Genomic DNA, 23,167 nt, shown 5'->3' with positions numbered 1-23,167 from the left:
TTGTTTGTCGCGTTAACTGCTCACAATAACAACGACTTTTTACTTTTTGAGCTGATATGACCGCACATTTTTTTAATAACGCCTTAACCATAACGCCAACAGATTTTGCCAATTTACCTAAAGGCAAAAGTACCGTTTTGTTGTTCGACGCTAATACACTTAGTTTGGCTAATTACAACTTGGCGAGCTTACTCAGCGAATTTGAATTAACCGTTATTAACCGCCGTAAAAACCAAATAGCTAAAAAAGAATATGTAGCAAGCCGTTTACTTTTAAAATTGCTTGTAAAATCTACCCTCCCTGAATTTTCAAATGTGCCATTAAATGCCATTAACACAAGCTTTAACCAATCCACAGCTAAATTAGAGCTGCATATTAACGAGTGCGTTATTAATACGTGTATATCGCACTCTCATGGTTTTGTTGGGGTTGCTTTAAATTTAGAAAGCGAGACGTTTGGCTTCGACCTTGAAAAAATTAGCTTAACGCGCCCGTTTGAAAAACTAGCCAAGCATTTTTACCACACAGACGAAGTTACATTAATTACGTCTCAACCTAATACGCAAAGCCAAGCCAATACCTTTTTTAGAATTTGGACATTAAAAGAGTCATTAGCTAAAGCAACTAGTCGCCCTATTGCCAAATTACTTAGCCCCAACGTATTTAACGAATTAACCTTAGTAAGCTTGGCCGCAAGTAGCCAAGTAGTAAACACGCAAACAGAGACGTTTGATTTAACCTTAGTGCATAAAAAAAGCACCGACTGGCGGTGCTTTTTATTAACCGATAAGGCGCTTACTAGTTAAGCCTCTAATAACCGGCTATGAATAGCCTGAACCACATTATCAGATTCACTTTGTTCGACTAAAAAGCATAGGTTGTGTTTACTTGCTCCATGACAAATTAAGCGAATATTAAAGTCACTTAATACCTGCATTAAGTTCATTTCGTGTTGGCGAAGTTGAATCTCAGAGCCAATAAGTGCCACCAGTGTTAAGTTGTTTTCAACCGACACATGGCAAAATTCAGCAAGCTTATCTAAACACGCTTGGTCGAGCTCTGGGCGCGACGCGTTAGGTGCATTATCAAGCGTTATCGCTACACTAATTTCAGACGTAGTTACCAAATCAACCGATATATTAAACTCGCTTAAAATAGTAAATACACGGGCTAAAAAGCCACTAGCCAATAGCATTTCAGGGCTTTTAAGGGTGAGCAAAATTTGATTTTTACGTTGGGTTACCGCGCGAATTCCTGGCTGCTGCGATTTTTCACGCTCTATCCACGTACCACCACGTTCAGGCTCGCGGCTTGATCCAACAAACACATTAATATGACTACGGCTAGCGGGTAAAATAGTAGCTGGATGCAATACCTTTGCACCAAAGGTAGCCATTTCAGCGGCTTCATCAAAGCTTAAGCGAGCAATGGGCGATGCCTTTACACATAATCGCGGATCGGTACTAAAAATACCCACAACATCAGTCCAAATATGTACGCTTTTGGCGTTTATTGCCTCAGCAAGTAAAGCGGCACTGTAGTCAGACCCACCACGGCCAAGCGTTGTTGTTTGTCCAAATTCGTCACTGCCAACAAAACCTTGGGTTACAATAACTTGATCATCTAACAGTGGGATCAAATATTCTTTAGCAGCTTGTGCTGTTGCGCTTACATTTGGCGTTGCTTTTCCAAACTGACTATCTGTTTTAAGTACTTGACGTACATCAAAGCGATCGGCATTTAACCCTTTTAAACGCAGCACTTGCGCAAATAAATACGACGATAAACGCTCACCAAAGCTAAGTAACTCATCGTGCTGCTGATCAGTTGTCAGTGTTTCAAGCGCTAGCGTTTGGAATGCTTTTAACGTTTCGTTAAAACCTACGGCTAAATCGGCATCAAGCGATAACTCATCTAAAATAGCCTGTTGAATGGCTAGCACGCCGTCAATGTGTTCTTGGCGCTGCTTAGGGGTAATGCTTGATTTACACAGTGCAACCAAATGATTAGTTACGCCGGCACTGGCGCTCACAGCGACAATACGCACGCTTTTATCGGCAACAATAATTTCGCTACAACGACTCATCGCATCAAAGTTAGCCACACTGGTTCCGCCAAATTTGGCAACGATGTAATCTGATTTAACGTCCGATACTGTTTGCGGCACTGATTGGGTAGTCATTTAGTCTCCTTTTGCGGTATCCAAACCGCGATAAAACAAGAAGAACTTGGCAAGTGAATGCTTGAAGGTAAATCCACTGCCAGAAGCTCTCCACCTAGATTGGTGACAGTTTTGAGGATTCAGCCCCATAAACCGAAAAACAACATCGACGTAACGTTGGTTTTCTCGGCGAGTACTTCCCTCTTTAATGGTTATGGGCGTTCGTCACCTACCATTAAATACCTAAGTATCGCACCTCTTCTGAATGTTGTATTAACCAATGGTTAATAAAACAAAACCCCACTATAAAGTGGGGTTTGAAAGTTAACGTTTAGACGTCTAGCTGTCAAGCGTTTTAATGCGGTTTGTTAAGCAAAACTTAAACAAACCCGCCCATGTAATACGCGCCCGCATAACCCACGGTATAACTTACTAACAAATAGAGCGACAAACGTAAGTAACTCATAAAAGTTAGCTCTTTTACTTTACTCATAGCAATAATACCCGCAGCCGATCCAATAATTAGCATAGATCCGCCAACACCGGTTGCATAAGTAAACGATAACCAATCTTGTTGGCTCATTACTATATTAGCTTTTAGTAAAGCAGCAGTGAGCGGTACGTTATCAACCCCGGCCGACAAAATACCCATTAAGTAGTTAGCATACTGTGGCGCCATAACGGTGTAAAGGTCGGTAAACTTACTTAGCATTCCAATCTCTTTTAATGCACCTACCAATAATAAAACCCCGACGAAAAACAGTAAGGTGTCGTATTCTATGTCGCGTACGTAGTCGATAATGTTTTTGTTTATGTCTTTTTTGCGCATTAAAAATTGCGCCACTAAAAACATGATTGATAAACCACATAAAAAAGTTAATAAAGGCGGTACACTGTAAATTACACTCAGCGCAAGTATGCTTATAACTGTAGATACAAAAATAACTGCAATGGTGATATCGGTTTTTTCTATGCGTTTTTTTCCAGACTTTGAAAAGGTTACATCCCCTTTCATGCCAATACTTAGCATTGCAGCTAAAAGCATAACGCTCATAAATGCAGGCGCAATAAGCAGTAATAAGTTAGCAATGGTTACCTTGCCATCTAAAAATATCATTAAGGTTGTTACGTCACCGGTAATTAACGACACACCACCGGAGTTAACACCAAACACAATAAGTGTGGCATATTTTATAAGCTTTTTAGGCGGTAGTTTTAACGACATAACTACAGCAAGCGATATTAACGTAGCCGTTACGTTGTCTGAAACCGACGAAAACAAAAAGGCAAATACCCCAACCAAAAACATCAGCTTGCGTTCGCTAATACTTGTTGGCATTACTCTGTGCACAATATTTTCGATAAACCCTTTTGAGTTTAAATAAGCAACAAAGGTCATGGCGGCCATTAAAAACAACCACAGCGATGCTATCTCTAAAATATTTTCGTTAAGGAGTTCTTGTACTTGCTCTGGGCTTTGCCCATGCAAAGGGAAAATAAACAGGAGGATCCAGCAAAGCGTGCCAAAAAAAAGCGTGGTTTTAGCTTTATTTACATGGATGATATCTTCTATAACAATCAATAAAAATCCGATCGCTATCAGGGTTAGAATAATCGTGGAAACCATGGGTATTAAATAACCTTTGATATTGTTTTAAAGAACACACGCAAAGTCCCTCTCGACGTGCCTATTTTCGGCGCGAATGTTAGCACTGCGGCTATACAAAAACTATTATTAAATAGTCTTAAAAACGAATACCATATACAGGCTAGATTAATTAGAATACGTAATAATGAGACGCTTCTAAATTCTCAATAATAAATTACTAGGATGTTGTAACACCTTATGATCCCAGCTAAAAAGCGACTAAATACCCTTAGCGAACATTGGGCAGTTTTAGAGCTATTATTTAAACGTTTTAAAATGGCCGACTTTAGCCTAAAAGACGTGCAAAATGCGATAAAACAAAAACAACCCACGTGGAACAACGAGCGCATTTACAAAGAAACAAACCGTTTGCTCAATCAAGATATTTTAATTCCACTGGCTAAATCATCACAGCTTGAAATTAACCGTGCAATTGCTGACTTTGCTACTTTTTTACTGCAAGAAGAGCATTTGGGCTTAGCACAAGAAATTAGCGTGTTAGTAGACGATCTTGCCCGTTTAGGTAATCGTTTAGATAACGCTGGTAGCATGGAAGACTTTGACGATTTACGCCGATTTAGCCGTATTATGGATGATCGGGTACGTAAAATAATGAAACTTTACGCGCACAACGAAAACGCCATTTTAAATATTGTTGAACAAGCTAAATCAAACAATGCGGTGCAATCACTACAAAAACGCTACAAATCAGTAATCGAAGCCTTTGACGAATACATAGAGCCCATGCTTGAAATGGTCGATATTAGGGGCGATTTTCATGCCTGCTTTACAATAATAGAGCAGCAAATCAGTAAACAAATCGAATTTATTGAACGCTCTGGTAAAGCATACACCGACAAACGCATGCTAGAACAGCTACGAACTCGCATACTCGAAATGAACCTAATGGGCCGAGAGAGTTTACGTAAAAGTGCCGATATGCTCATGCCCCTGCGCGAAGAGCTACGCCGAAATAACTTAGTTACACGCCAAGCTGCCAAAGTGCTCGGCCTTGTGCGTAAAAATGGCGTAGATAACATGCTAAGCGCTGTACAACCTAATTTTGTAACCGACTCTCAGCGTTATTCGCTTGGGCAACAACGCCATATTGTCGCGTACATGGCAAGCTTGGTAGAATTTGAACACGAAGAATATCAACTTCCCGAACAACAAGATGTACCCGCATTTGTAACGCCTAACATTCCTGACTACAACGATGTAAAAACAAGCTTTGCTAAACGCTTTAACAAAAAACGTAAAAAACCACAGCCGCTGCTGCAATTTTTAGATGAAAGCTATCCCGACTTAGACGCCGACGAAATGCTCTTTTTATATCAAAAATTAGTCAGTGATAGCGACATTGAAATTAGTCAAAGCGATGAAAAAGCCCGAGTTAAAATTGCCGGCCAACACTTTTCACTTTACCCATTTAATTCTCAGGCATCAGATTCAGCAACTCAGCCTAATACTAAGGCAGATAAGTAATTACCATGACACATATAAACCTAGAAGAACTCACTCACCTGCAAGCAATCAATAAAAAATTAACTGCGGGTTACCACATTTGCGAACAAGACAACGTTATGTGGCAAGAACTCGACCAACACATTGAATCTTACAGCGCACTATTTACCGCATTAGGCCACGACATAAAACACGATAGCCGTGGCTTTTACTATTTTGCCAGCGACGAAAGTACGCCAAATATGGGTAAAATATCTCGCGCTATCGCACTCACTATTTACATTTTAATTGAGCACTTTGCCAATACCGGTAAAGACCCAATGCGCGCCCTGTTTGATGAAGTAAACGATTTAGAACTGATGCAAACCTTAGTGCAAATAAACAAGCACTTGTTTGATCAGCTTGAGATATTTTCGGGCTCAGATTTACGAAAAGATGTTTACCTACGTATGGTTCGTTTAGGTCTTGCCCGTGAAGTAGAAGGCGGCTTTATGCTACAAGCACCTATTCACCGCTACATTGATGCATTAATGGAAGTAAACGAAGAAACCTACATGACGGAGGACGAGGAATGAACAACTTATACGGACTGAGTAAACTCGCCCTACTTAATACCGCAGGTTATGCAAAGTGTGTGATCCCGCTGGATAAAAGCAGCTCTATTTGTGCGCCAAATAATACCGGTAAAAGCTCGGTTATAAACGCCCTACAATTTCCGCTTATAAACGATTTGCGCCTAACCGAATGGGACGGGCACGATTTAGATGAAACCCGTAAGTTTTATTTTTCATCGGATCAGTCGTACATTTTACTTGAAGCTAACCTCCCCCATGGCTCGGTGGTTATTGGTGTAGCGGGTCTGGGTAAAATAGCCGGTTACGCGCACCAGTACTTTTGTTATCAGGGCAAGCTCGACTTAGAACAGTACACGCAAGGTAATACCATAATTAAATTTACCAAGCTGTTTAATCATTTAAAGTCGCTTAATTACAATCCTATTGAGTTAAAAGCACAAGAGCTAAACGCCCTGCTTACCGGCGGCGCAACGCCCTTTGACGGCGACATTAATTTAAAAATGATCCCACTTAATAACGTGCAAGACTCCGCCATTTATAAAGAAATTTTTAGGCGTATTCTTAACTTACACAAATTGGGCGCAAGCGATGTTAAGCGCTTTATGCTGCGAGTGTTTGAGCGCCATATGTCAAACTCAAAGGTTGATTTTTATGAAGTATGGCGTCGCTCGTTTGACAAAGTAAACCGGGCTAAGCGCGAATTAAAAGCCCTTGAATCAATGCAAGAGCCAATAAGCGCACTTGAATCAATGCTTGAAAATCAAACCGTGCTTAAAGGTAAATTAGCAGCGTACGCGCCTAAAATTGACCAAGCACTCATTGACTTTGACACTTACCAAGAAGAGCAGCTTAGTGAACTTGGTATAGCACTTGAAGACATTGAACACGAAAAGCACGAATTTGAGCAAAAACAAAGCCTATACGTACAGCAATCGCGCGATATAGAGCGCAAACAAACTCAAATTGAGCAATGGTTTTTAGATTACAGCGCCCTTAAAAGCGAGTTTGAACTGGTAAATAAAGCCACAATTAAAACTAGCCTTGGCCAACTAAAACAAGACTACGAGTCGCTTTCGCACTCTATTACCAGCGCACAAGGGCAAAGCTTGCACACGCTTGATTACCGCATTAGCGAAACGCAAAAACAAATTAAAAGCTTAAAACTGCAGCTTAAAAACCTGGAGTTTAATTTGTTCACCCGTATGCGCGAAGACCTATCGCTTAAAGAAGTGGAAGAAATATCACGCATTTTGAACCCCGACCTTCTCTCGTTTGCCACCACCACTAATGGCGATATAACCATTGATGACGAAGATGCCTTTGGGGAATTTTTATCGTTATTAAGCGATAACGTTAAAGGCGGTGTGCTTACTTTGCCAGGCGCAAGTATTAAACTTAAAAAGCTTTCGCCAGTACAAATGCAAAGCGGCGAAAACAAAGAGCAATTAACCGCGCAGTTAAGTGCGCTTGAACACGCGTTAAAAGAGTTTAAACAACAGCGCGAAGTGGCAGCCAATGTTGCCGATAAACAAAAAGAAAAAGACGCACTTTACGATGAACTAATGAGTCTTGAGGGAGCACTAAAACGTTTAGAGCAATTTGAAGTAATGCAGCAGTCGGTAGACGCGCAAGCCATGCTAAAAGAGCAATTATTAGCAGAGCGCGAACAAGTTGACGATTACCTGCAAGACATTCAAAAAAATAGTGGCTCAATTGCAGACAGACGCTCGTTAATTAAATCTAAGCAAGAGCAAATTAATCGCCAAACCGAGCGCCTTCGCCAAGTTAAAAGTGAGCGAATTGATCACACGCTTGATTTATACAGCGGTAAAGTGACCCCGTACATGATTGATATAACAGTCGACTTTGATAACTTAAGCGACCTAGTACATCACTTTAATAAAGACTGCCAAGAGCTTCGCAACTTTGACATAAACGTGCGTAATACCTATTTGCACGTATATAACGCAGGCATTACTAAGTTCGACAACGAAACCGACGAATTTACTAAATACCAAAAGTTGATTAGCGCATTTCATAACCTTGATAACGAGCGCGATGCGGTTGAGCGCCAAGGCCGCGTGGCACTAACCGAAGTAGCCGCCACGATTAAGGGCTTGCGTGAAGATTTAGACCGCCTTCGCCGGGAAATGAACAGCTTTAATAAAGGCATAAGCCAGCACCGTATTTCTAACTTGCAAGCGTTTAAAATTAACGTAATACCGCGCAAAATGCTAGTTGATAGTATTGATACCATTATCAGTACGTCGCATCAGTTTGAGCAAGGCGACACGCTTGATTTACTGAGCCAAGAACCTTACAGCGAAAGCGCGGTAAACGAAGCAAAAGATCACCTGATAAAGCTCGCCTCAGACAAAGCAGGCCTTACATTAACTGACTTATTCGATATTCGTTTTGAAGTGGTAAACCGCGCAGGTGAAACCGAACACTTTGAAAAAATAGACTCAGCCGGCTCAAATGGCACACGTATTACTATTAAGTTATTGTGTGGCATGTTGTTTATTCGTTACTTATTAAGCGATCAGGAACAAAACCTGTACCGTATACCTATTTATATTGATGAAGCGGCCGACATTGACCCGCAAAACCAAAAAGCAATTATAGAAACCGCACTAAGCTTTGGCTTTGTGCCAATATTTGCCTCAGTTAAGCCGCAAATAAGTTGTGACTACATTGTGCCGATTCGTTCGGTAAAAGATGGCGCACAAAACTGGGTAGATGAAAAAGATTGGATAGAAGTAGAGCATTAAATTTTTGAGTGGCTAATTAGTATTAATTAGTCATTCATGTTCATCACACTAAACTAATTTTTAGAACCTTTTAATAATACACATTTATATAAGGTGTGTTATTTTAAGGTAATGCATTTTATTGGAGCAAACGTAATGAAAAATATACTCATTGTTGCAGCACTAGCACTACTTAGCGCTTGTACTCAAACCCCAGATTGGGATTACGATAAATCAGCTAACTTTAGTAATTTTAAAACATTTGCTTGGGTAGAAAACGCGAGTTTAACTAAAGACACCAACAACTACCAAATTAACGGTTTAATGGAAAAACGTGTGCGTACTGCGGTAAATAATGAGCTTACAAACACCCTTGGTATGACATTAGTAGATCCAGCCCAAGCTGACGTACTTGTTAACTATCATGCGTCGGTAGATAAAGAATTAGAAGTAGATACATTTAATACTGGTTACAGTAACCGTTGGGGTTACTGGGGTACTGGTTTTCAACGAGACACAACAGCGCGTGAATACGAAGTGGGTACATTGGTTATCGATATTGTAGACAGTGCATCCAATCAACTAATATGGCGCGGTGCTAAAGAAGGCCGTTTAAAGAAAAAACAATCGCCTGAGCAACGCGAAGCGTCAATTAAGAAAACAGTCGCAAATATTTTAAGTAACTTCCCGCCGCAAAAGCAGCAGTAAGTTTGAAGTTAGTTTTTAAAAAGCTCACAGAATGTGAGCTTTTTTGTTAATAAAGGACTCATACCTTGGCATTTTTAAAGTACTTTACAGTCACTCTACTCGCTTTTTTTGCTTCGATCCCCGCACATGCGGAAAATTTAAAATTAACACCGGGTTTATGGCAAGGCATTTACAAAAATAATTTTGAATACAATGTACTGGAAATAAAAGAAAACGGAGAACATCGTTTAATCATTGCAAATATCGCCAGTGCATTTCATAGAAATAAATCAATTGCGTTTAATAATAACGATATTAAATGCAGTCGCCTTAATTGCACTATTACACTTATTAGCCCTAATAAAGAACATCTGCAATTTACATTAATTTTAAGCCGTTTTTTAGATAATTCATTTGAGGTATTAGAAATTTATTCTAATACAGAAGATAATTTTGTCATGTCAAAAACTTACCGGTTGGAAAAACAAGAACGGCAATCTACCGTTCATACATTTATAGATAAATACCGCTCTAAAATAGATAAGTTAGCAACAATAGAAAAGTCAGGCTTATATGGTTTTTGGATAGGATTATTAAATTTAGACGGCAATCAGAAACTCGCAAGTATTGAATTTCATCCCAATAAAGAGTCATATTTCAATTATTTTATAAGTGATGGCATAGTCAGTACCACGTTTATGCCACAAGATATTAAAGAAAAAGACAACGTACTGGAAATCACGACCAGCAATCCACTCTTCGCAAATAAACTAATTATTCATAAAGACAACCGAGAACTCAAAGGCTATATGTATTCAAACCACAAAGGTACAACACTTCAAACTGGCTCATTTAAATTGTATCGCTTTGAAAGGCCTGAGTGACCTATAATCCAAGTATAATTCTATGACAATTTATACTTATACAATAAATCTAGTGGTATATGGCAGTAATCATCGGGATGGTTAGTTAAACGGTCTTGATGCTCTGGATCGCTTGGTACGTAATTGGTTAACTGCTCCACCTTTACCGCAATTTTATCGGCATCGCTGCGCTTATTTATATAATTGCGTGCAATATTTAAATGGTTTTGGCTTCTGCTATAAATGCCCGTCCGGTATTTTGGGCCTACATCTTCCCCTTGCTTATTAATACTATAGGGGTCAATAATTTCAAAAAAATAGTCAAACAGTTGATTGAGTGAAACAACACTTGAGTCAAACGTTACTTTCACACACTCGGCATAACCATCATATTCTCCTTGCGTGGTATTACTTGCGCCGTTAGCACGCCCTGCTTGGGTGGTTATAACGCCGGGTAAATGTTTCATAAACTCTTGCACGCCCCATAAACAGCCGCCGGCAAAATAAAGTGTATTGTGTTGCTGAACTGTCATCGTTTATCTAACTCAATAAAGTTAATTAAAAATACATGTGTATTGTAACGCGTTAATTATACAAATGATTATCAAATGCAGATTTTTATAATTACTGTATAATAGCGCACAAAATTGCACTGACTAAATTAAGCTAGCTCACCCGCTTTATATAGTTTTTATTAGTGCCCAAACACATTATGAGATACAGCATGAATCGCACTGAGCATTTTATATTTTCTGCACTGCTGTGCAGCGTTACACCTTTTTCTTATGCGCAAGCTACAAGCAACACCGAAACAGCAATAGAACAAATTACTGTTGAGGCATCGGCCACGGCAAATAAATTACCCGTTGGTACCTTTGACTCCCCCGTCTCTAATTTAGAATACGACCCTCGTGTTGATTTACAATCACGTAATATGGCAGAAGCCCAAGCTGATGTAACAATCCGTGGTGGTATTTTCGAAAACACAGGGTTTAGAGTCGGCAGTGCTACCCTACTAGACCCTCAAACAGGTCATTACGTTGCTGAGCTCCCAATTGCACCGCAAATGCTAACTGGACCTTACATTTTAACCGGAGCCGACAATGCCTTAAACGGAATGAACAGCTCTGTGGGATCGATTTCGTTTGGTTTTAAACCCATCACAACTGGTGGCAATGTCTCTGCTGGTACCGGTACAAACAACTTTAACTTACAAAGTATTTACGCAGGAATAAGTACCGATGTCGACGATGCTAAAAATTGGCAGCTTGGCTTTGAGGGCGAATATTCTCATTCACAAAGCGACGGTTCAATAGAAAACGGCGATCACGATTTTAATCGCGCCTCAGCGCGCATACAGTTAATAGGTTCGGATTCGCAAACCGATGTGCTGTATGGCTCACAAGAAAAGTTTTTTGGTTGGCCAAATATGTACACGCCATTTGGCGTAAACGAAACAGAAGAACTAGAAACCCGCTTACTCATGCTTAACCACCAGCAAAATTACGCAGATAATAGTCATTTTGAAGTATCTGCCTATTACAGAAAACACAACGACCATTATGTATTTTCTCGTGAGAATCCAAGCGCTTTTGAAGCCTTTCATGAAACTAAAGTAAAATCGATTGCGATATCAGGAAGCCATGCACAAAACACCGCGTTTGCAGTAAATTATTCAGCGCAATATATTGAAGATGAAATAGAGTCGACCACACTTGAGAATAATTTTACCTCACGCACTTATTACAAACTGAGCGTATTACCTGAATATAAAATCGACCTTAAACAAAACCAGCTATTAACACTTCGCCTAGGTGCTGCTTTTGACGACACAAACCGAGATGACTCTGAGTTATCGCTCATTGGCGATATTTCACTAAACACTCAAAACAGTGATGGCTCTGAGCAAACCGTTTACTTATCGTATGCGCAAGCGAGCCAAGTTGCAGGCTACACCGCTATTGGTGGCAGTGATCAAGGCGGGTTATTTAGAAGTAATTACAACCTTGGGCGCGAAACAACTAAAAACCTAGAGCTTGGCTATTTAATACAAGAGCAAACCTGGCAGCTTAATTCAGCAGTTTTTTACCGAGAGGATAACAACTTAACCGATTGGACTTTTAGTTTTGACTCTAGCTCTGCCCGCTTTGCTAATCCGGTAGACATAGACGCCACCGGCGTTGAATTTTTTGCGACTAAGTATTTTGATACAACCGAGCTCATTGCAAGCTACACCTACTTAAATAAGTCAGAAAACTATGGTGATGCAGATATCGACGCCAGCTTTTACGCGTTAAATTTTCCTGATCACCGTGTTACCTTAGGTGCAATTTGGACACCAAACGACCTAATAGAAATGAGGGTTGATAACGAGTGGCGAAAACAGCACGAAAACGCACTACGCAATGGTAATGACACCGCGTTATTTACGCAATTGTCGCTAAAAATTACGCCAACCGTTATTAATAATTTATTTATTACATTAGCTGCAGACAATGTGTGGGATGAATCGTTTGAAGAAATACCCGGCACACCAGGGCGAGGTGAGCAATATACGTTAAGTGCAACGTATAGCTGGTAATAAATAAAGCCGGCGTTTACAAACTCAATGTATATTTTGGTTTGTAAACGCTGTGCTTGTTTATACAAAAACGACTTTTAGGCAAAATATATTGCACAAAGAGAAATGAGTGAGGAGTAAATGAGTAAACCTAACCTCATATCGCTTTCTTAATTGATTTACGTTTATGTCTGAAAAATTAAGTATCCAATGATGTTAGACCAGAACAGCTCGCTTAAAAAAACTTCACCAATTTGTTTCTCTTTATGCACTTGATCTTTTACAAGAGGCTGTACTTCTAACGTGAGCAAGCTCTACTTCTACAATAAAGGCAATGCCGGGCTTTATTTGTGTTCTAAGTCGAATTCAGTGGTGTGGCCGTCGCCGTGGATGAGTTGATAGCGGGACAAGTCGCCGTTATCTAACGTTATTAGGCTTATTGCGGAGTCGCTTACTAAATACTTTTGGCCTTCGCCTAGGGTTTGGTGTTTGTCTACTTCCATGTGCCAGCGTTTGGTGAAAAAGTTAAGCGGGCTTTTGGGGCCATACAAAATAGAGTCTAGTTTGTCTAGTACGTTTATTAACTTACGCGGGAATTCGTTTTTTATCCCGCTTGCGGTGAGCTGCCATATTCTGTTTGGGTGATCGCCAAAACGCTTTTGCACCGAAAAACAAAACGAGTAATGTACATCGCCTGATAAAATAAGGGTTTCGTTTGGGGTGTCGGTGCGTCTAAAAGTGTCGAGTAGTTTTTTAGCCGAGCCTTCGTGGGCCATCCAGTTTTCTACATCCACCATCAGTGGCTGGCCGCATATATTAAAAGCCGCTTGAATGGCTTCTATTGATTTAACACCAAATACCGGCGCGGGCGATACTATAATTACTTTATCGTGACTGAGTAGGCTTTCTTCAAGCTCTGTAAGGCGCTCCCAATCAAGCAGGCCTGACGGCTCGTTAAAATTGCTTTCGTTACGCCAGCGGTGTGTGCGGGTGTCGAGCACCACAACTTTGGGGGTTGTAGTTAGCTCATAATGCCAATGGTTAAATTCGTTTAGGGGTTTATCAAACGCTTTAAATTGCCATTGGTTATTAGCACTTAAGCTTTGTTTAAATGGCGGTATTAGCGCGCTTGTTTTTGCAAGCGCGTCGTTACCCATACCTTGAAACAGCCAGTAACTAATAAGCCCATTGTTAATTATGCGTTTACTGCTTGGGTTTTGGTTTATGGCTTGCTCCCACCCTGCGGTGAGGTTCCAATCGTCGGTTACGTCGTGATCGTCAAACATCATTAACGTCGACACATTAGCAAATAATTTTTCTACTTCATTCAGCCCTTTAGCATAGCCGAGTAACGCCGATTTTTCGGCATTAAAAATACGTTGATGCTCTTGGTTTTGCCCGGTGTATTGCGCGTTTTGTAAATCAACACACTGCCAGGCAGCGGCGCTTAAATTAAGTAAATAAAGCGCTATAAATTCTTCAAAGTGAATAAGGTGGTTAAATGCTTTTACGCTTGAAAAATGCGGTTCGTCTTTTTTTAGCCAGTAACCCACTCCCAGCTTTGAGCGCTTTTGCCACGGTGTTTTGGGTAAAAAATGCTGCCTGTTGTAAAGTTGCTCATTTAACTGCTCTGGCAACGGCAACGCCATAGGTTGTTCTTTATAAATACCTAGTTTTTCAATAAGCTGATGAATAACCAATAACATAGGCCCTGCTACATCGTCGGCGTAAACTTGGTCGCCGCTTAACAGCAATAATTGTGCGCCGGGTGTATTTTGGCTGCGCTGAGTGTTTTGCCATTGGCTTGCGGTGACTAGGCTGTCTTTTGCGGGGTGGTGCGCGTTTCGGCACGAGCCATGTAATATGCTATTTAGTTTATTGGGTATTACAAATGCTGGGGTTGCTTGGTTGCTGTACGCCCAAGCTGATAGGTCAACCTCATTGCCATTTATTATTAATTGATACGCTAGTAAGGTGTCGAGCGCAAAAGGTGTACTTGCCGGTTTTACAACTACAAAATGTAAATAAAGGCGTTCGCCTAGTGTAATGGTTTGCTGCTCGCTCACACTTTGCGTATTGAGTATATTAATTTGGCACTGTGCAGGGGTTGACGTTGCAAATACTATGCACACGCCTGTTTGCTCAGCGCGGCGCACCATTGGCCCCATAAGTAACATAGGAAGTTGCGCCGCGTGAGTCGTCATATTATTAGCCTTTAGCTGCTAATTTAAATAGCGAGTAAAAGTTATCGGTGGTGGCTTTAGCTAGTTCGTTAAAGCTAATGCCTTTTAACTCACTAATGTAATACGCTACATCTTGCACGTAAGCAGGCTGATTAGTTTGCCCACGGTGTGGCACCGGTGCTAAATACGGCGAATCGGTTTCTATTAGTAGTCGGTCAAGTGGAATTTGCTTTACCACGTCTTTAAGCTCTACTGCATTTTTAAACGTTACAATGCCTGAAATAGAAATATAAAAGCCCATATCTATGGCTTTTTTAGCCATGTCCCAGTCTTCTGTAAAACAATGCAGTACGCCGCCACAGTTTTCGGCTTTGTGCTCGCGCATTAGGTTTATGGTGTCGGCGCGGGCGTCGCGTGTATGTATAATTAGTGGCTTTTGTAGTTCGTTAGCCACGTCAATATGGCCTACAAAACTTGCTTGCTGAACGGCATGGGTGTCTTTTGCGTAGTAGTAATCTAGGCCTGTTTCGCCTATGGCTACTACTTTATTGTGCGATGCTAAATCAATTAATTGCTGTTTGTTAAGCGCGTCTTTTTGATCGAGCGGATGTACGCCACACGAGGCCGATACATCGTCGTAGTGCTTAATTTTATCAAGCATACTTGGGAATTGGTCAAGCGTTACGCTTACACATAAAAAGTGTTCAACCTGTTTGGCGCGTGCTTTGTCTAGCACTTGGTCTAGGTTTAAATCGAGTTTATCAAAATCAAGACGGTCTAAATGGCAATGCGAATCTACAATCAAAATTGGGCCTGTTTTTTACTACATGGTGTAAGTTGGATTACCGGAGTTTAACATAGTCCCCAGTAGTTTTTCGATCTTGGCGTTTAGGTTTGTTTTGTCGTCTAAAAAGCTAATGCCAATACCTGGCGGATTAGAGCTTTGCGCACCTTGTGGGGTGATCCACGCAACTTTGCCGGTTACTATGTCGTCTTCGAGTGCGTCGGGAAGGGTTACACGTAACGCCAGCGAGTGTCCTACTTCGTAACGCATGTTAGTGCGTACAAATAAGCCGCCTTTTTTTAAGTAAGGCATGTAACAGCGATATAATTCGTCTAGGTCGTCTATATCTACTAATAGCTCTTGCATGGTTAATCCTTTTATTTATTACGTAAAATGTACGCTAATCGTGATACGGCGAGCGGTAAATTAAGGCCGAGAATTTTTGTGTTATTTTGCAAAAATTCGCTGAGTGCTTGTTGCGCTTCTTGATACGCTTCAAAGCTCATACCTTGTAATAATTGCTGTTTTAATTGCTCGCTTAAAAATAAGGTAAATATACGAACCAGCTCCGGTTGTTTATTTATTATATCGACTAACGCTTTGAAATTATGGCTTTGTTTAAACTCAGTTGCAAACTTATAAAGGGTGTCTATATTTTGTAACTGGTTTTGCTCTTGCCACTGCTTTACTTGTAATGGCTGGCTATAAAAAAGCGGTAGCCAAGGGTAATTTTGTATTTGTAACGACTCAAGCCATTGCTGCGCTAGTTGTGTACTTGTTACTTTTAAGTCGGTTTTAGCGCATCGGCTTAAAATAGTGGCTGGCAATTGCGCAGGTTGGCTTGTGGTTAATATTAAAAACCGGCTATTGCTTGGCTCTTCAAGCGTTTTTAACAAGGCGTTAGCCGCTGCCATGGTCATTTTTTCGCAGTTTTCTATTACCACTACTTTGTTGCCATTTTGCGCCGCTGAGTGGTTCATAAAATCGCTAATGGCGCGTATGTCGTCTACGCCAATGCTTTGGCCGTCTACCTGGGTTATGCGCTTGTCGGGGTGTGTACCCGCAAGGTTAAGCGAGCAACTTTTACATTGCCCACATGGCGCTAAAATACTGTTTGGTGCGGCTGTTTGCTGGGTAATATTTTGGCATAACAAGGCATTGGCTAATTCGTCACTTAAGGCAAACTTACCTACACCCACAGGGCCACAAAACAATTGGGCATGATGAAAACGCTGACCACGAAAGCTTTGTGCTAAGTGTTGCTGTGTTTCATATAGCCAAGGTAGAGACATGTTATTTTAGCTCTTCAAAAAAAGTACGTAATACGTTTGTGATATCGCGATGTACTTTATCAATTTCTTGATTGGCATCTACGGTTTTAATAGAGTTGTCGTCGCTTGCAAGCTCTAGGTAGCGCATGCGTGTACGCTGAAAAAACTCAATAGCTTCTTGCTCTATTCGGTCAAGTTCACCTCGCCCTTTAGCACGTTCAAGGCCAATTACTGGGTCTATGTCGAGATAAATGGTTAAGTCGGGCTTTAGGCCTTTTAATACCATAGACGATAACGACGCTAGTGTATTTGAGCTAATACCGCGCCCGCCGCCTTGATACGCCTGCGACGATAAGTCGTGACGGTCGGCTAATATCCATTTACCTTGCTCAAGCGCAGGGTTTATTACATTATGCATTAGCTGCGAACGTGCGGCGTACATAATAAGCAGCTCGGTTTCGAAGGCTATTTCTTCTTCGTGCTCTGCTTTTACTAATGTACGTAACGACTCGGCCAATGGCGTGCCGCCAGGTTCGCGTACGTTAATGTATTCTATTTGTTTTTTGTTTAAAAAGTCTTGGCAAAGTGAAATAGCGGTTGATTTACCCGCGCCTTCTAAGCCTTCTACTACTATAAATTTTGGTTTCATAAACACGTTAATTCTTTTTATTTAAAATATAGGTTTTAACTGCCGCGTTATGTTGTTTTAACGTGGTAGAAAATTGGTGGCTGCCATCGCCTTTTGCTACAAAGTAAACATAGTCGCTTTGTGGCGGGTTTACCGCAGCTAAAATAGCTTCTTTTGACGGCATAGCTATTGGCGTTGGCGGTAATCCATCAATACGGTAGGTATTGTATGGCGTGTGATTGCGTAAATCTTTGTATTTAATATCGCCGTCAAAGCTTTCACCTAGGCCATATATTACGGTTGGATCGGTTTGTAGGCGCATTTTGGTGTTTAACCGATTAACAAAAACCGAGGCAATTAACGGGCGCTCGCTGGCTACTGCGGTTTCTTTTTCAATAATTGAGGCCATTATTAGTGCCTCGTACGCAGTGCTGTAAGGTAAATTGTTAGCGCGTTTTTGCCATGCATCGCTTAGTGTTTGTTGCATGGTTTGTGCGGCGCGTTTTAATACACTGCTTGCGGTATCGTTATGCTGGTAGTGGTAAGTATCTGGAAATAACCAGCCTTCTAACAATGTATCTTCATTTATAATTTGTTTACCTAACTCGTCTAACTTTAGATCGTTATTTAAATTAGGCGCATTTTTAATATTTGCTAATACATCGCGCAGCGCTTGGCCTTCAATAATGGTAAAGCTAAAGCTTATTTGTTGACCTTGGTTTATTTTTTTTATGTTGTTAATAACACTGGTATTTGAAAGCTCGTAAAGCCCGGCTTTTAAATCGGTTAGTGTGGGGTCGAGCTTTGCAATAACTTGGTAACGCCAACAGCTTTCAACCCAGTTTTTTGCTTGCCATTGCTGGCATAATTTATTAAAACCGGTGCCCTTTTTTACCTCAAATTGCGTGCTTTCGCTTATATTTAGCGGGCTTTGTAGGGTTGCCTGCAATTGCTGATAGCCAATAGCTGTGCTAATAATCGCTAAAAAAGCGACTGATAAAATAACTTTTAACACTAAGCCTCCTTGGCTAATAAATTAGTTAGCAATGCGTTGCTGTGGGCTGCATTAAAGCACTGTTGCTCTATGCGTTTAACAGGTACTGCATGCATTAAGCTGTTGCATACAAATACAGCATCGGCCTTGGTTAAATCGTTTACTGTTATGTGTTTAAACTCAACCGTTAATTTATCACATAACGCTTGCAGATAAACGCCCTTTATACCGCATTCATTGAGCTTTGGTGTAAATACTTTACCGTGTTTAATGGCAAATATATTAGCTGCTGAGGCTTCAATTACCTGGTTGTTGTAGTCGAGCACAAGTACGTCGTCGCAATTTTGCGTTTGCATGGCTTTTTTAATGAGTACTTGCTCTAACCTATTTAGGGTTTTTAGCCCCGCAAGTAAAGGCTGCGCCGCTAATTTAATAGGGCTTATTTCAAGGCTAACACCCTGCTCTACAAGTGCATTGTAGTTTGCAGGGTATTCAAGCACGCTTACTATAATTGTTAAATTACATTCGCTCGGTAAGTTATATCCACGCCCGCCTTCACCGCGTGTTACGAGTATTTTTAACACGCCCGTTTGCTTTTGTTTTACTTGATTGTGTATGTGTTGCTCTAAAGGACTAAAGTCGAGTTCAGGAAAGGCTAATCGCTCGGCACATTCAGCTAAGCGAGCTTTGTGGTGCTGCCAATATTCAACTTGCCCATTTACAATTTTTGCTGTTGTAAAAAAACCATCGCCATAGTTTAAGCCTCTGTCGGTTATGCTAACGGCGTTTGATTGGCTGGCATTTATGATTGTTTGCGTATTATTTATTATTTTTTGCATATAAAAAAAGCCCAGTTAAACAACTGAGCTCTTATAAAGTGGTTCGTTGTTAAAAAAGATTATACCTTTTTAAATAGCAACGAGCCATTAGTACCACCAAAGCCAAATGAGTTACACAGTGAGTAATCTAGTTTTGCATCGCGTGCTGTATGTGCAATGTAATCTAGGTCACAGCCTTCATCTGGGTTATCAAGGTTGATAGTAGGCGACACTTTTTGATCTTTTAGCGACAATATCGACACGATTGATTCAACTGAGCCCGCTGCACCTAGTAAGTGACCCATCATTGATTTAGACGAGCCAACCATTACGTCTTTTGCTGCATTGCCAAAAATAGATTTAACTGCAGCAGTTTCGGCTTTATCGCCAGCGTTGGTCGACGTACCGTGAGCGTTTATGTAACCTACTTGCTCTGCATTTACTTGCGCATCTTTTAATGCGTTTTCCATTGCTAGGGCTGCGCCTGCGCCGTCTTCTGGAGGGGATGTCATGTGGAATGCATCGCCACTCATACCAAAACCAACTAGCTCGGCATAAATGTTTGCGCCACGTGCTTTTGCGTGTTCGTATTCTTCAACAACTACAACACCAGCACCATCAGAAAGTACAAAACCATCACGGTCTTTATCCCACGGGCGCGACGCTGCTTGTGGGTCGTCGTTACGTGTTGATAATGCGCGTGCTGCGTTAAAGCCACCCATACCTATAGGTGTACACGCTTTTTCGGCACCGCCAGCAACCATTGCGTCGGCATCGCCGTAGGCAATCATACGTGCTGCATGACCAATGTTATGTAAACCTGTCGTACACGCAGTTACAATTGAAATGTTAGGGCCACGTAGTCCGTACATTATTGATAAATGACCCGAGATCATATTAATAATGGTAGAAGGCACATAAAATGGAGATAGCTTACGTGGACCACTGTTAAGTAACTTAACGTGGTTTTCTTCAATTAGTGTTAGGCCGCCAATACCAGAACCAACAGCAACACCAATGCGCGTTGCGTTTTCTTCTGTGATTTCTAAACCTGAATCTTTAAAGGCTTGAACACCCGCTGCTAAACCATATTGGATAAATAAATCCATTTTTTTTGCATCTTTTGGTGGCATATAAGCCGATGCATCAAAGTCGTTGATTAAACCAGCGAACTTTGTTCCAAATTTTGATGTGTCAAAGTGTGTTATTGTTTGTATACCACTTTTAGCATCTAATAAGCCTTGCCAGGTTGATTGAACATCATTGCCTAGCGGCGTCAACATTCCTAAGCCAGTTACGACGACACGACGTTTAGCCACGGTTTGCCTCCAATAAGGGATATTTATAATTTTATTAAAATTTTAACCATTTTAATTTTTAAATGGTTTTTTAATCCAATTAGATTCACAAGGGGATCATCATACCCAAGCAACCTCAAAGTGCGAGTCTCAAACTTGTTTGACAACACATAACGCAAACAAAATTAATGTTAGTTAAATTTGGGGAGTTAAGGTTTGATTTTTGAATCATGAACTTTGAGGTGGTTTGGATACATAGATTAAAGGCAGCGAATGCTGCCTTTAATATACAATTGATTACTCAGCGTGAGCTGTTACGTAATCGATTGCGCTTTGAACTGTAGTGATCTTTTCAGCTTCTTCGTCTGGGATCTCAGTGTCAAACTCTTCTTCAAGAGCCATTACTAGTTCTACAGTATCAAGAGAATCTGCACCTAGGTCATCTACGAAAGAAGATTCGTTTTTAACTTCTTCTTCTTTAACACCTAGTTGTTCAATGATAATTTTTTTTACGCGTTCTTGGATATCGCTCATTCTTCTTTCCTTTATTAAAACGCCAATGCGTTATTTTCAGATTGCGGGGTAGTTTACGCCGCATAATTCTCTGATTCAATGATCTGACCGTAAATAATTGTCTGGTCAAACCTCTGAGTGTGTGTTTTCCCTGTTATCGCTTATTTTAATAGCAATTTCAAGTATGTTTAAAGCAAGTTCACAAATAATTCAATGTTTTTTAGTGAATTATGCCAACTTAATTTTACTCTTGTAATGGCTATATGGTTATTAAACCATATACATCGCGCCATTTACATGCAAAGTTTCACCTGATACATACGCAGCAGCGTCAGATGCTAAATAACACACTGCAGCTGCAATTTCGTCAGGCTGACCTAAACGACCCGCTGGCACATTGGCTAAAGTGGCTGCTTTTTGGTCATCGGTTAGCTCGTTGGTCATATCTGTTTGGATAAAACCCGGTGCAATTACGTTTACTGTAATACCGCGCGAGGCAACTTCGCGTGCTAATGATTTAGAAAAACCAATAACACCCGCTTTAGCCGCAGCGTAGTTAGCTTGCCCTGCATTACCCATAGTGCCTACTACCGAACCAATATTAATGATACGGCCGTTCTTTTTCTTCATCATTGGCCGTAACACTGCCTTAGACAAACGGAAAATAGAGCTTAGGTTGGTGTCGATAATATCGTCCCACTCGGCTTCTTTCATTCGCATAAGTAAATTGTCGCGCGTTATACCTGCGTTATTTACTAGTACGTCAATATCGCCTAAGTCGGCTTTAATTGCTGCCAAAGTAGCCTCAATTGAAGCAGGATCGGTGACGTTTAATGCATAACCTTTACCGTTATCACCTAAATAGTCACTAATGTTAGCCGCACCCGACTCGCTTGTTGCTGTACCAGCGACTTTTGCGCCTTGTGCAACCAGCATAGTTGCAATTGCTTTACCAATACCACGGCTTGCGCCTGTAATTAGGACAACTTTGCCCTCTAAAGAAAATAAGTTAGACATTTTTTTACTCTTATTTAGCTGTATCAATTGAAGCTGCGTCGTTTACTGAGCCACATACCATTGCTTTATCAATTCGTTTTGCCAGGCCTGTTAATACTTTACCCGGACCAAATTCGTAGCTTTGCGTTACACCTTGCGCTACTAATGCTTGCACGGTTTCTGTCCAGCGTACTGGACTGTATAATTGACGCACAAGTGCATCTTTAATCGCGTCAGCTGAACTTTCTGCTTTTACATCTACATTATTAATTACATCACACTTAGGTGTATTAAATGTTAAAGCGGCTAAATCATTCGCCAGTTTTTCTGCTGCCGGCTTCATCAATTCGCAATGCGAAGGCACACTAACCGATAGCGGTAATGCGCGTTTTGCGCCCGCTTCTTTACAGGCTACTGAGGCTCTATCTACTGCCGCTTTATGCCCGGCTATTACAACTTGACCTGGTGAATTGTAGTTAACTGGCGATACAACTTCGCCTTGTGCTGATGCTGCACACGCCGCTTTAATTTCGTCGTCGCCTAAACCAATAATAGCGGCCATAGATCCCACACCTGCTGGTACGGCTTCTTGCATGTACAAGCCACGGTTTTCTACTAATTTTACAGCTTCGCTTAAACTAATTACGTTACTGCATACCAGTGCTGAATATTCACCTAAGCTGTGTCCTGCCATGACAACATCGGCATCTGGATTTTTAGCTAACCAGTCGCGATAAATCGCAACGCTTGCGGTTAATAATGCAGGTTGAGTTCGGTGGGTTTCGTTTAGTTTTTCTTCTGGACCGTTAAGAACTAACGCTGCTAAGTCGTATCCCAATGCGGTTGATGCTTCTGCAAACGTTGATTTTACAATGTCGGAGGTTTCTAAAAGCGCTTGTAACATACCTACGCTTTGCGAACCTTGACCTGGGAATAGAAGTGCAATTTTTTGTGCCATACTTTGCTCTTTTTAA

At 40.9% G+C, this 23,167-nt stretch carries 21 protein-coding genes and 1 riboswitch; of the genes, 7 read left to right on the top strand and 14 right to left on the bottom strand.

The annotated features are described in order from the left end of the window. Positions 1–56: 56 nt before the first annotated feature. Positions 57–806, top strand: coding sequence for a 4'-phosphopantetheinyl transferase family protein (locus tag R0J88_RS00500; RefSeq protein ID WP_410898729.1), 750 nt, complete (start codon positions 57–59; stop codon positions 804–806). On the opposite strand, the gene lysC is transcribed toward R0J88_RS00500, so the two are convergent. After that, complete coding sequence (lysC, locus tag R0J88_RS00495; protein ID WP_410898728.1) at positions 803–2,182, bottom strand: lysine-sensitive aspartokinase 3; 1,380 nt, start codon at positions 2,180–2,182, stop codon at positions 803–805. The two genes, R0J88_RS00500 and lysC, sit on opposite strands and share 4 nt — an antisense overlap. A gap of 75 nt (positions 2,183–2,257) precedes the next feature. Continuing rightward, positions 2,258–2,430, bottom strand: a riboswitch (Lysine riboswitch). Between the two features lie 110 nt (positions 2,431–2,540). After that, on the bottom strand, positions 2,541–3,788 hold the full coding sequence (gene nhaD / locus R0J88_RS00490) for a sodium:proton antiporter NhaD (RefSeq protein ID WP_138739811.1): 1,248 nt from the start codon (positions 3,786–3,788) through the stop codon (positions 2,541–2,543). 219 nt (positions 3,789–4,007) lie between these two features. Between nhaD and R0J88_RS00485 the strand changes: the two genes are divergently transcribed. The 5 genes from R0J88_RS00485 (at position 4,008) to R0J88_RS00465 (ending at position 10,169) form a co-directional block, all read left to right on the top strand. Then, entirely contained in the window at positions 4,008–5,294 is a 1,287-nt protein-coding gene (locus R0J88_RS00485; protein ID WP_410898727.1) for a hypothetical protein, read from the top strand. A 5-nt stretch (positions 5,295–5,299) separates the two neighbouring features. Next, positions 5,300–5,848: a condensin complex protein MksE gene (locus R0J88_RS00480; protein WP_008132116.1), complete on the top strand. Its 549-nt coding sequence runs from the start codon at positions 5,300–5,302 to the stop codon at positions 5,846–5,848. After that, the gene (locus R0J88_RS00475) at positions 5,845–8,619 is read left to right on the top strand and encodes an ATPase (RefSeq protein WP_410898726.1); all 2,775 of its coding nucleotides are present in this window, start codon (positions 5,845–5,847) and stop codon (positions 8,617–8,619) included. The genes R0J88_RS00480 and R0J88_RS00475 overlap by 4 nt, the downstream gene beginning before the upstream one ends. Before the next feature lie 135 nt (positions 8,620–8,754). Continuing rightward, positions 8,755–9,306 (top strand): DUF4136 domain-containing protein, encoded by a 552-nt coding sequence (locus R0J88_RS00470; protein WP_008132113.1) that lies wholly within the window; start codon positions 8,755–8,757, stop codon positions 9,304–9,306. Between the two features lie 65 nt (positions 9,307–9,371). Next, positions 9,372–10,169: a methionine sulfoxide reductase gene (locus tag R0J88_RS00465; protein ID WP_410898725.1), complete on the top strand. Its 798-nt coding sequence runs from the start codon at positions 9,372–9,374 to the stop codon at positions 10,167–10,169. Positions 10,170–10,189: 20 nt separating this feature from the next. On the opposite strand, the gene R0J88_RS00460 is transcribed toward R0J88_RS00465, so the two are convergent. Further along, positions 10,190–10,681 carry a peptide-methionine (S)-S-oxide reductase gene (locus tag R0J88_RS00460; RefSeq protein ID WP_410898724.1) on the bottom strand — a complete coding sequence of 164 codons (492 nt, stop codon included), beginning with the start codon at positions 10,679–10,681 and terminating at the stop codon, positions 10,190–10,192. A gap of 191 nt (positions 10,682–10,872) precedes the next feature. Here R0J88_RS00460 and R0J88_RS00455 point away from each other — a divergent pair, with 191 nt between their 5' ends. Beyond that, on the top strand, positions 10,873–12,729 hold the full coding sequence (locus R0J88_RS00455; RefSeq protein ID WP_410898723.1) for a TonB-dependent receptor plug domain-containing protein: 1,857 nt from the start codon (positions 10,873–10,875) through the stop codon (positions 12,727–12,729). Positions 12,730–13,052: 323 nt separating this feature from the next. Here the strand turns inward: R0J88_RS00455 and R0J88_RS00450 are convergent, their stop codons facing one another. The 11 genes from R0J88_RS00450 to fabD form a co-directional block, all read right to left on the bottom strand. Further along, positions 13,053–14,912 (bottom strand): alkaline phosphatase D family protein, encoded by a 1,860-nt coding sequence (locus R0J88_RS00450; RefSeq protein ID WP_410898722.1) that lies wholly within the window; start codon positions 14,910–14,912, stop codon positions 13,053–13,055. A gap of 4 nt (positions 14,913–14,916) precedes the next feature. After that, positions 14,917–15,696 (bottom strand): TatD family hydrolase, encoded by a 780-nt coding sequence (locus R0J88_RS00445; protein WP_410898721.1) that lies wholly within the window; start codon positions 15,694–15,696, stop codon positions 14,917–14,919. 18 nt (positions 15,697–15,714) lie between these two features. Next, positions 15,715–16,041, bottom strand: coding sequence for a PilZ domain-containing protein (locus R0J88_RS00440; RefSeq protein ID WP_006792298.1), 327 nt, complete (start codon positions 16,039–16,041; stop codon positions 15,715–15,717). An 11-nt stretch (positions 16,042–16,052) separates the two neighbouring features. After that, positions 16,053–16,967 carry a DNA polymerase III subunit gene (locus tag R0J88_RS00435; RefSeq protein ID WP_410898720.1) on the bottom strand — a complete coding sequence of 305 codons (915 nt, stop codon included), beginning with the start codon at positions 16,965–16,967 and terminating at the stop codon, positions 16,053–16,055. Between the two features lies 1 nt (position 16,968). Beyond that, entirely contained in the window at positions 16,969–17,595 is a 627-nt protein-coding gene (tmk, locus tag R0J88_RS00430) for a dTMP kinase (RefSeq protein WP_039037938.1), read from the bottom strand. Positions 17,596–17,602: 7 nt separating this feature from the next. Further along, the gene (gene mltG / locus R0J88_RS00425) at positions 17,603–18,589 is read right to left on the bottom strand and encodes an endolytic transglycosylase MltG (protein ID WP_410898719.1); all 987 of its coding nucleotides are present in this window, start codon (positions 18,587–18,589) and stop codon (positions 17,603–17,605) included. Continuing rightward, entirely contained in the window at positions 18,589–19,407 is an 819-nt protein-coding gene (gene pabC / locus R0J88_RS00420; protein ID WP_410898718.1) for an aminodeoxychorismate lyase, read from the bottom strand. The genes mltG and pabC overlap by 1 nt, the downstream gene beginning before the upstream one ends. A 59-nt stretch (positions 19,408–19,466) precedes the next feature. After that, a complete protein-coding gene (gene fabF, locus R0J88_RS00415) occupies positions 19,467–20,705 on the bottom strand; it encodes a beta-ketoacyl-ACP synthase II (protein WP_006792303.1) in 1,239 nt (412 codons plus the stop codon). Positions 20,706–20,981: 276 nt separating this feature from the next. After that, positions 20,982–21,218: an acyl carrier protein gene (gene acpP / locus R0J88_RS00410; RefSeq protein ID WP_006792304.1), complete on the bottom strand. Its 237-nt coding sequence runs from the start codon at positions 21,216–21,218 to the stop codon at positions 20,982–20,984. 249 nt (positions 21,219–21,467) lie between these two features. Next, on the bottom strand, positions 21,468–22,214 hold the full coding sequence (gene fabG, locus R0J88_RS00405) for a 3-oxoacyl-ACP reductase FabG (RefSeq protein ID WP_006792305.1): 747 nt from the start codon (positions 22,212–22,214) through the stop codon (positions 21,468–21,470). A 10-nt stretch (positions 22,215–22,224) separates the two neighbouring features. After that, a complete protein-coding gene (gene fabD, locus R0J88_RS00400; RefSeq protein WP_010557312.1) occupies positions 22,225–23,151 on the bottom strand; it encodes an ACP S-malonyltransferase in 927 nt (308 codons plus the stop codon). Between the last annotated feature and the right edge of the window lie 16 nt (positions 23,152–23,167).

The organism is Pseudoalteromonas sp. SIMBA_162 (assembly GCF_046535955.1).
Taxonomy (GTDB): domain Bacteria; phylum Pseudomonadota; class Gammaproteobacteria; order Enterobacterales; family Alteromonadaceae; genus Pseudoalteromonas; species Pseudoalteromonas marina.
The sequence above is the reverse complement of the archived record's forward strand: the minus strand, read 5'-3'. Positions and strand labels throughout refer to the sequence as shown.

Coding starts and splice junctions, on each gene's coding strand:
- R0J88_RS00455 (WP_410898723.1), top strand. CDS start 10,873: ATGAATCGCACTGAGCATTTTATATTTTCTGCACTGCTGTGCAGCGTT.
- R0J88_RS00500 (WP_410898729.1), top strand. CDS start 57: ATGACCGCACATTTTTTTAATAACGCCTTAACCATAACGCCAACAGAT.
- nhaD (WP_138739811.1), bottom strand. CDS start 3,788: ATGGTTTCCACGATTATTCTAACCCTGATAGCGATCGGATTTTTATTG.
- R0J88_RS00440 (WP_006792298.1), bottom strand. CDS start 16,041: ATGCAAGAGCTATTAGTAGATATAGACGACCTAGACGAATTATATCGC.
- R0J88_RS00450 (WP_410898722.1), bottom strand. CDS start 14,912: ATGACGACTCACGCGGCGCAACTTCCTATGTTACTTATGGGGCCAATG.
- pabC (WP_410898718.1), bottom strand. CDS start 19,407: ATGCAAAAAATAATAAATAATACGCAAACAATCATAAATGCCAGCCAA.
- acpP (WP_006792304.1), bottom strand. CDS start 21,218: ATGAGCGATATCCAAGAACGCGTAAAAAAAATTATCATTGAACAACTA.
- R0J88_RS00460 (WP_410898724.1), bottom strand. CDS start 10,681: ATGACAGTTCAGCAACACAATACACTTTATTTTGCCGGCGGCTGTTTA.
- lysC (WP_410898728.1), bottom strand. CDS start 2,182: ATGACTACCCAATCAGTGCCGCAAACAGTATCGGACGTTAAATCAGAT.
- R0J88_RS00435 (WP_410898720.1), bottom strand. CDS start 16,967: ATGTCTCTACCTTGGCTATATGAAACACAGCAACACTTAGCACAAAGC.
- R0J88_RS00470 (WP_008132113.1), top strand. CDS start 8,755: ATGAAAAATATACTCATTGTTGCAGCACTAGCACTACTTAGCGCTTGT.
- tmk (WP_039037938.1), bottom strand. CDS start 17,595: ATGAAACCAAAATTTATAGTAGTAGAAGGCTTAGAAGGCGCGGGTAAA.
- R0J88_RS00475 (WP_410898726.1), top strand. CDS start 5,845: ATGAACAACTTATACGGACTGAGTAAACTCGCCCTACTTAATACCGCA.
- fabD (WP_010557312.1), bottom strand. CDS start 23,151: ATGGCACAAAAAATTGCACTTCTATTCCCAGGTCAAGGTTCGCAAAGC.
- fabG (WP_006792305.1), bottom strand. CDS start 22,214: ATGTCTAACTTATTTTCTTTAGAGGGCAAAGTTGTCCTAATTACAGGC.
- R0J88_RS00485 (WP_410898727.1), top strand. CDS start 4,008: ATGATCCCAGCTAAAAAGCGACTAAATACCCTTAGCGAACATTGGGCA.
- R0J88_RS00480 (WP_008132116.1), top strand. CDS start 5,300: ATGACACATATAAACCTAGAAGAACTCACTCACCTGCAAGCAATCAAT.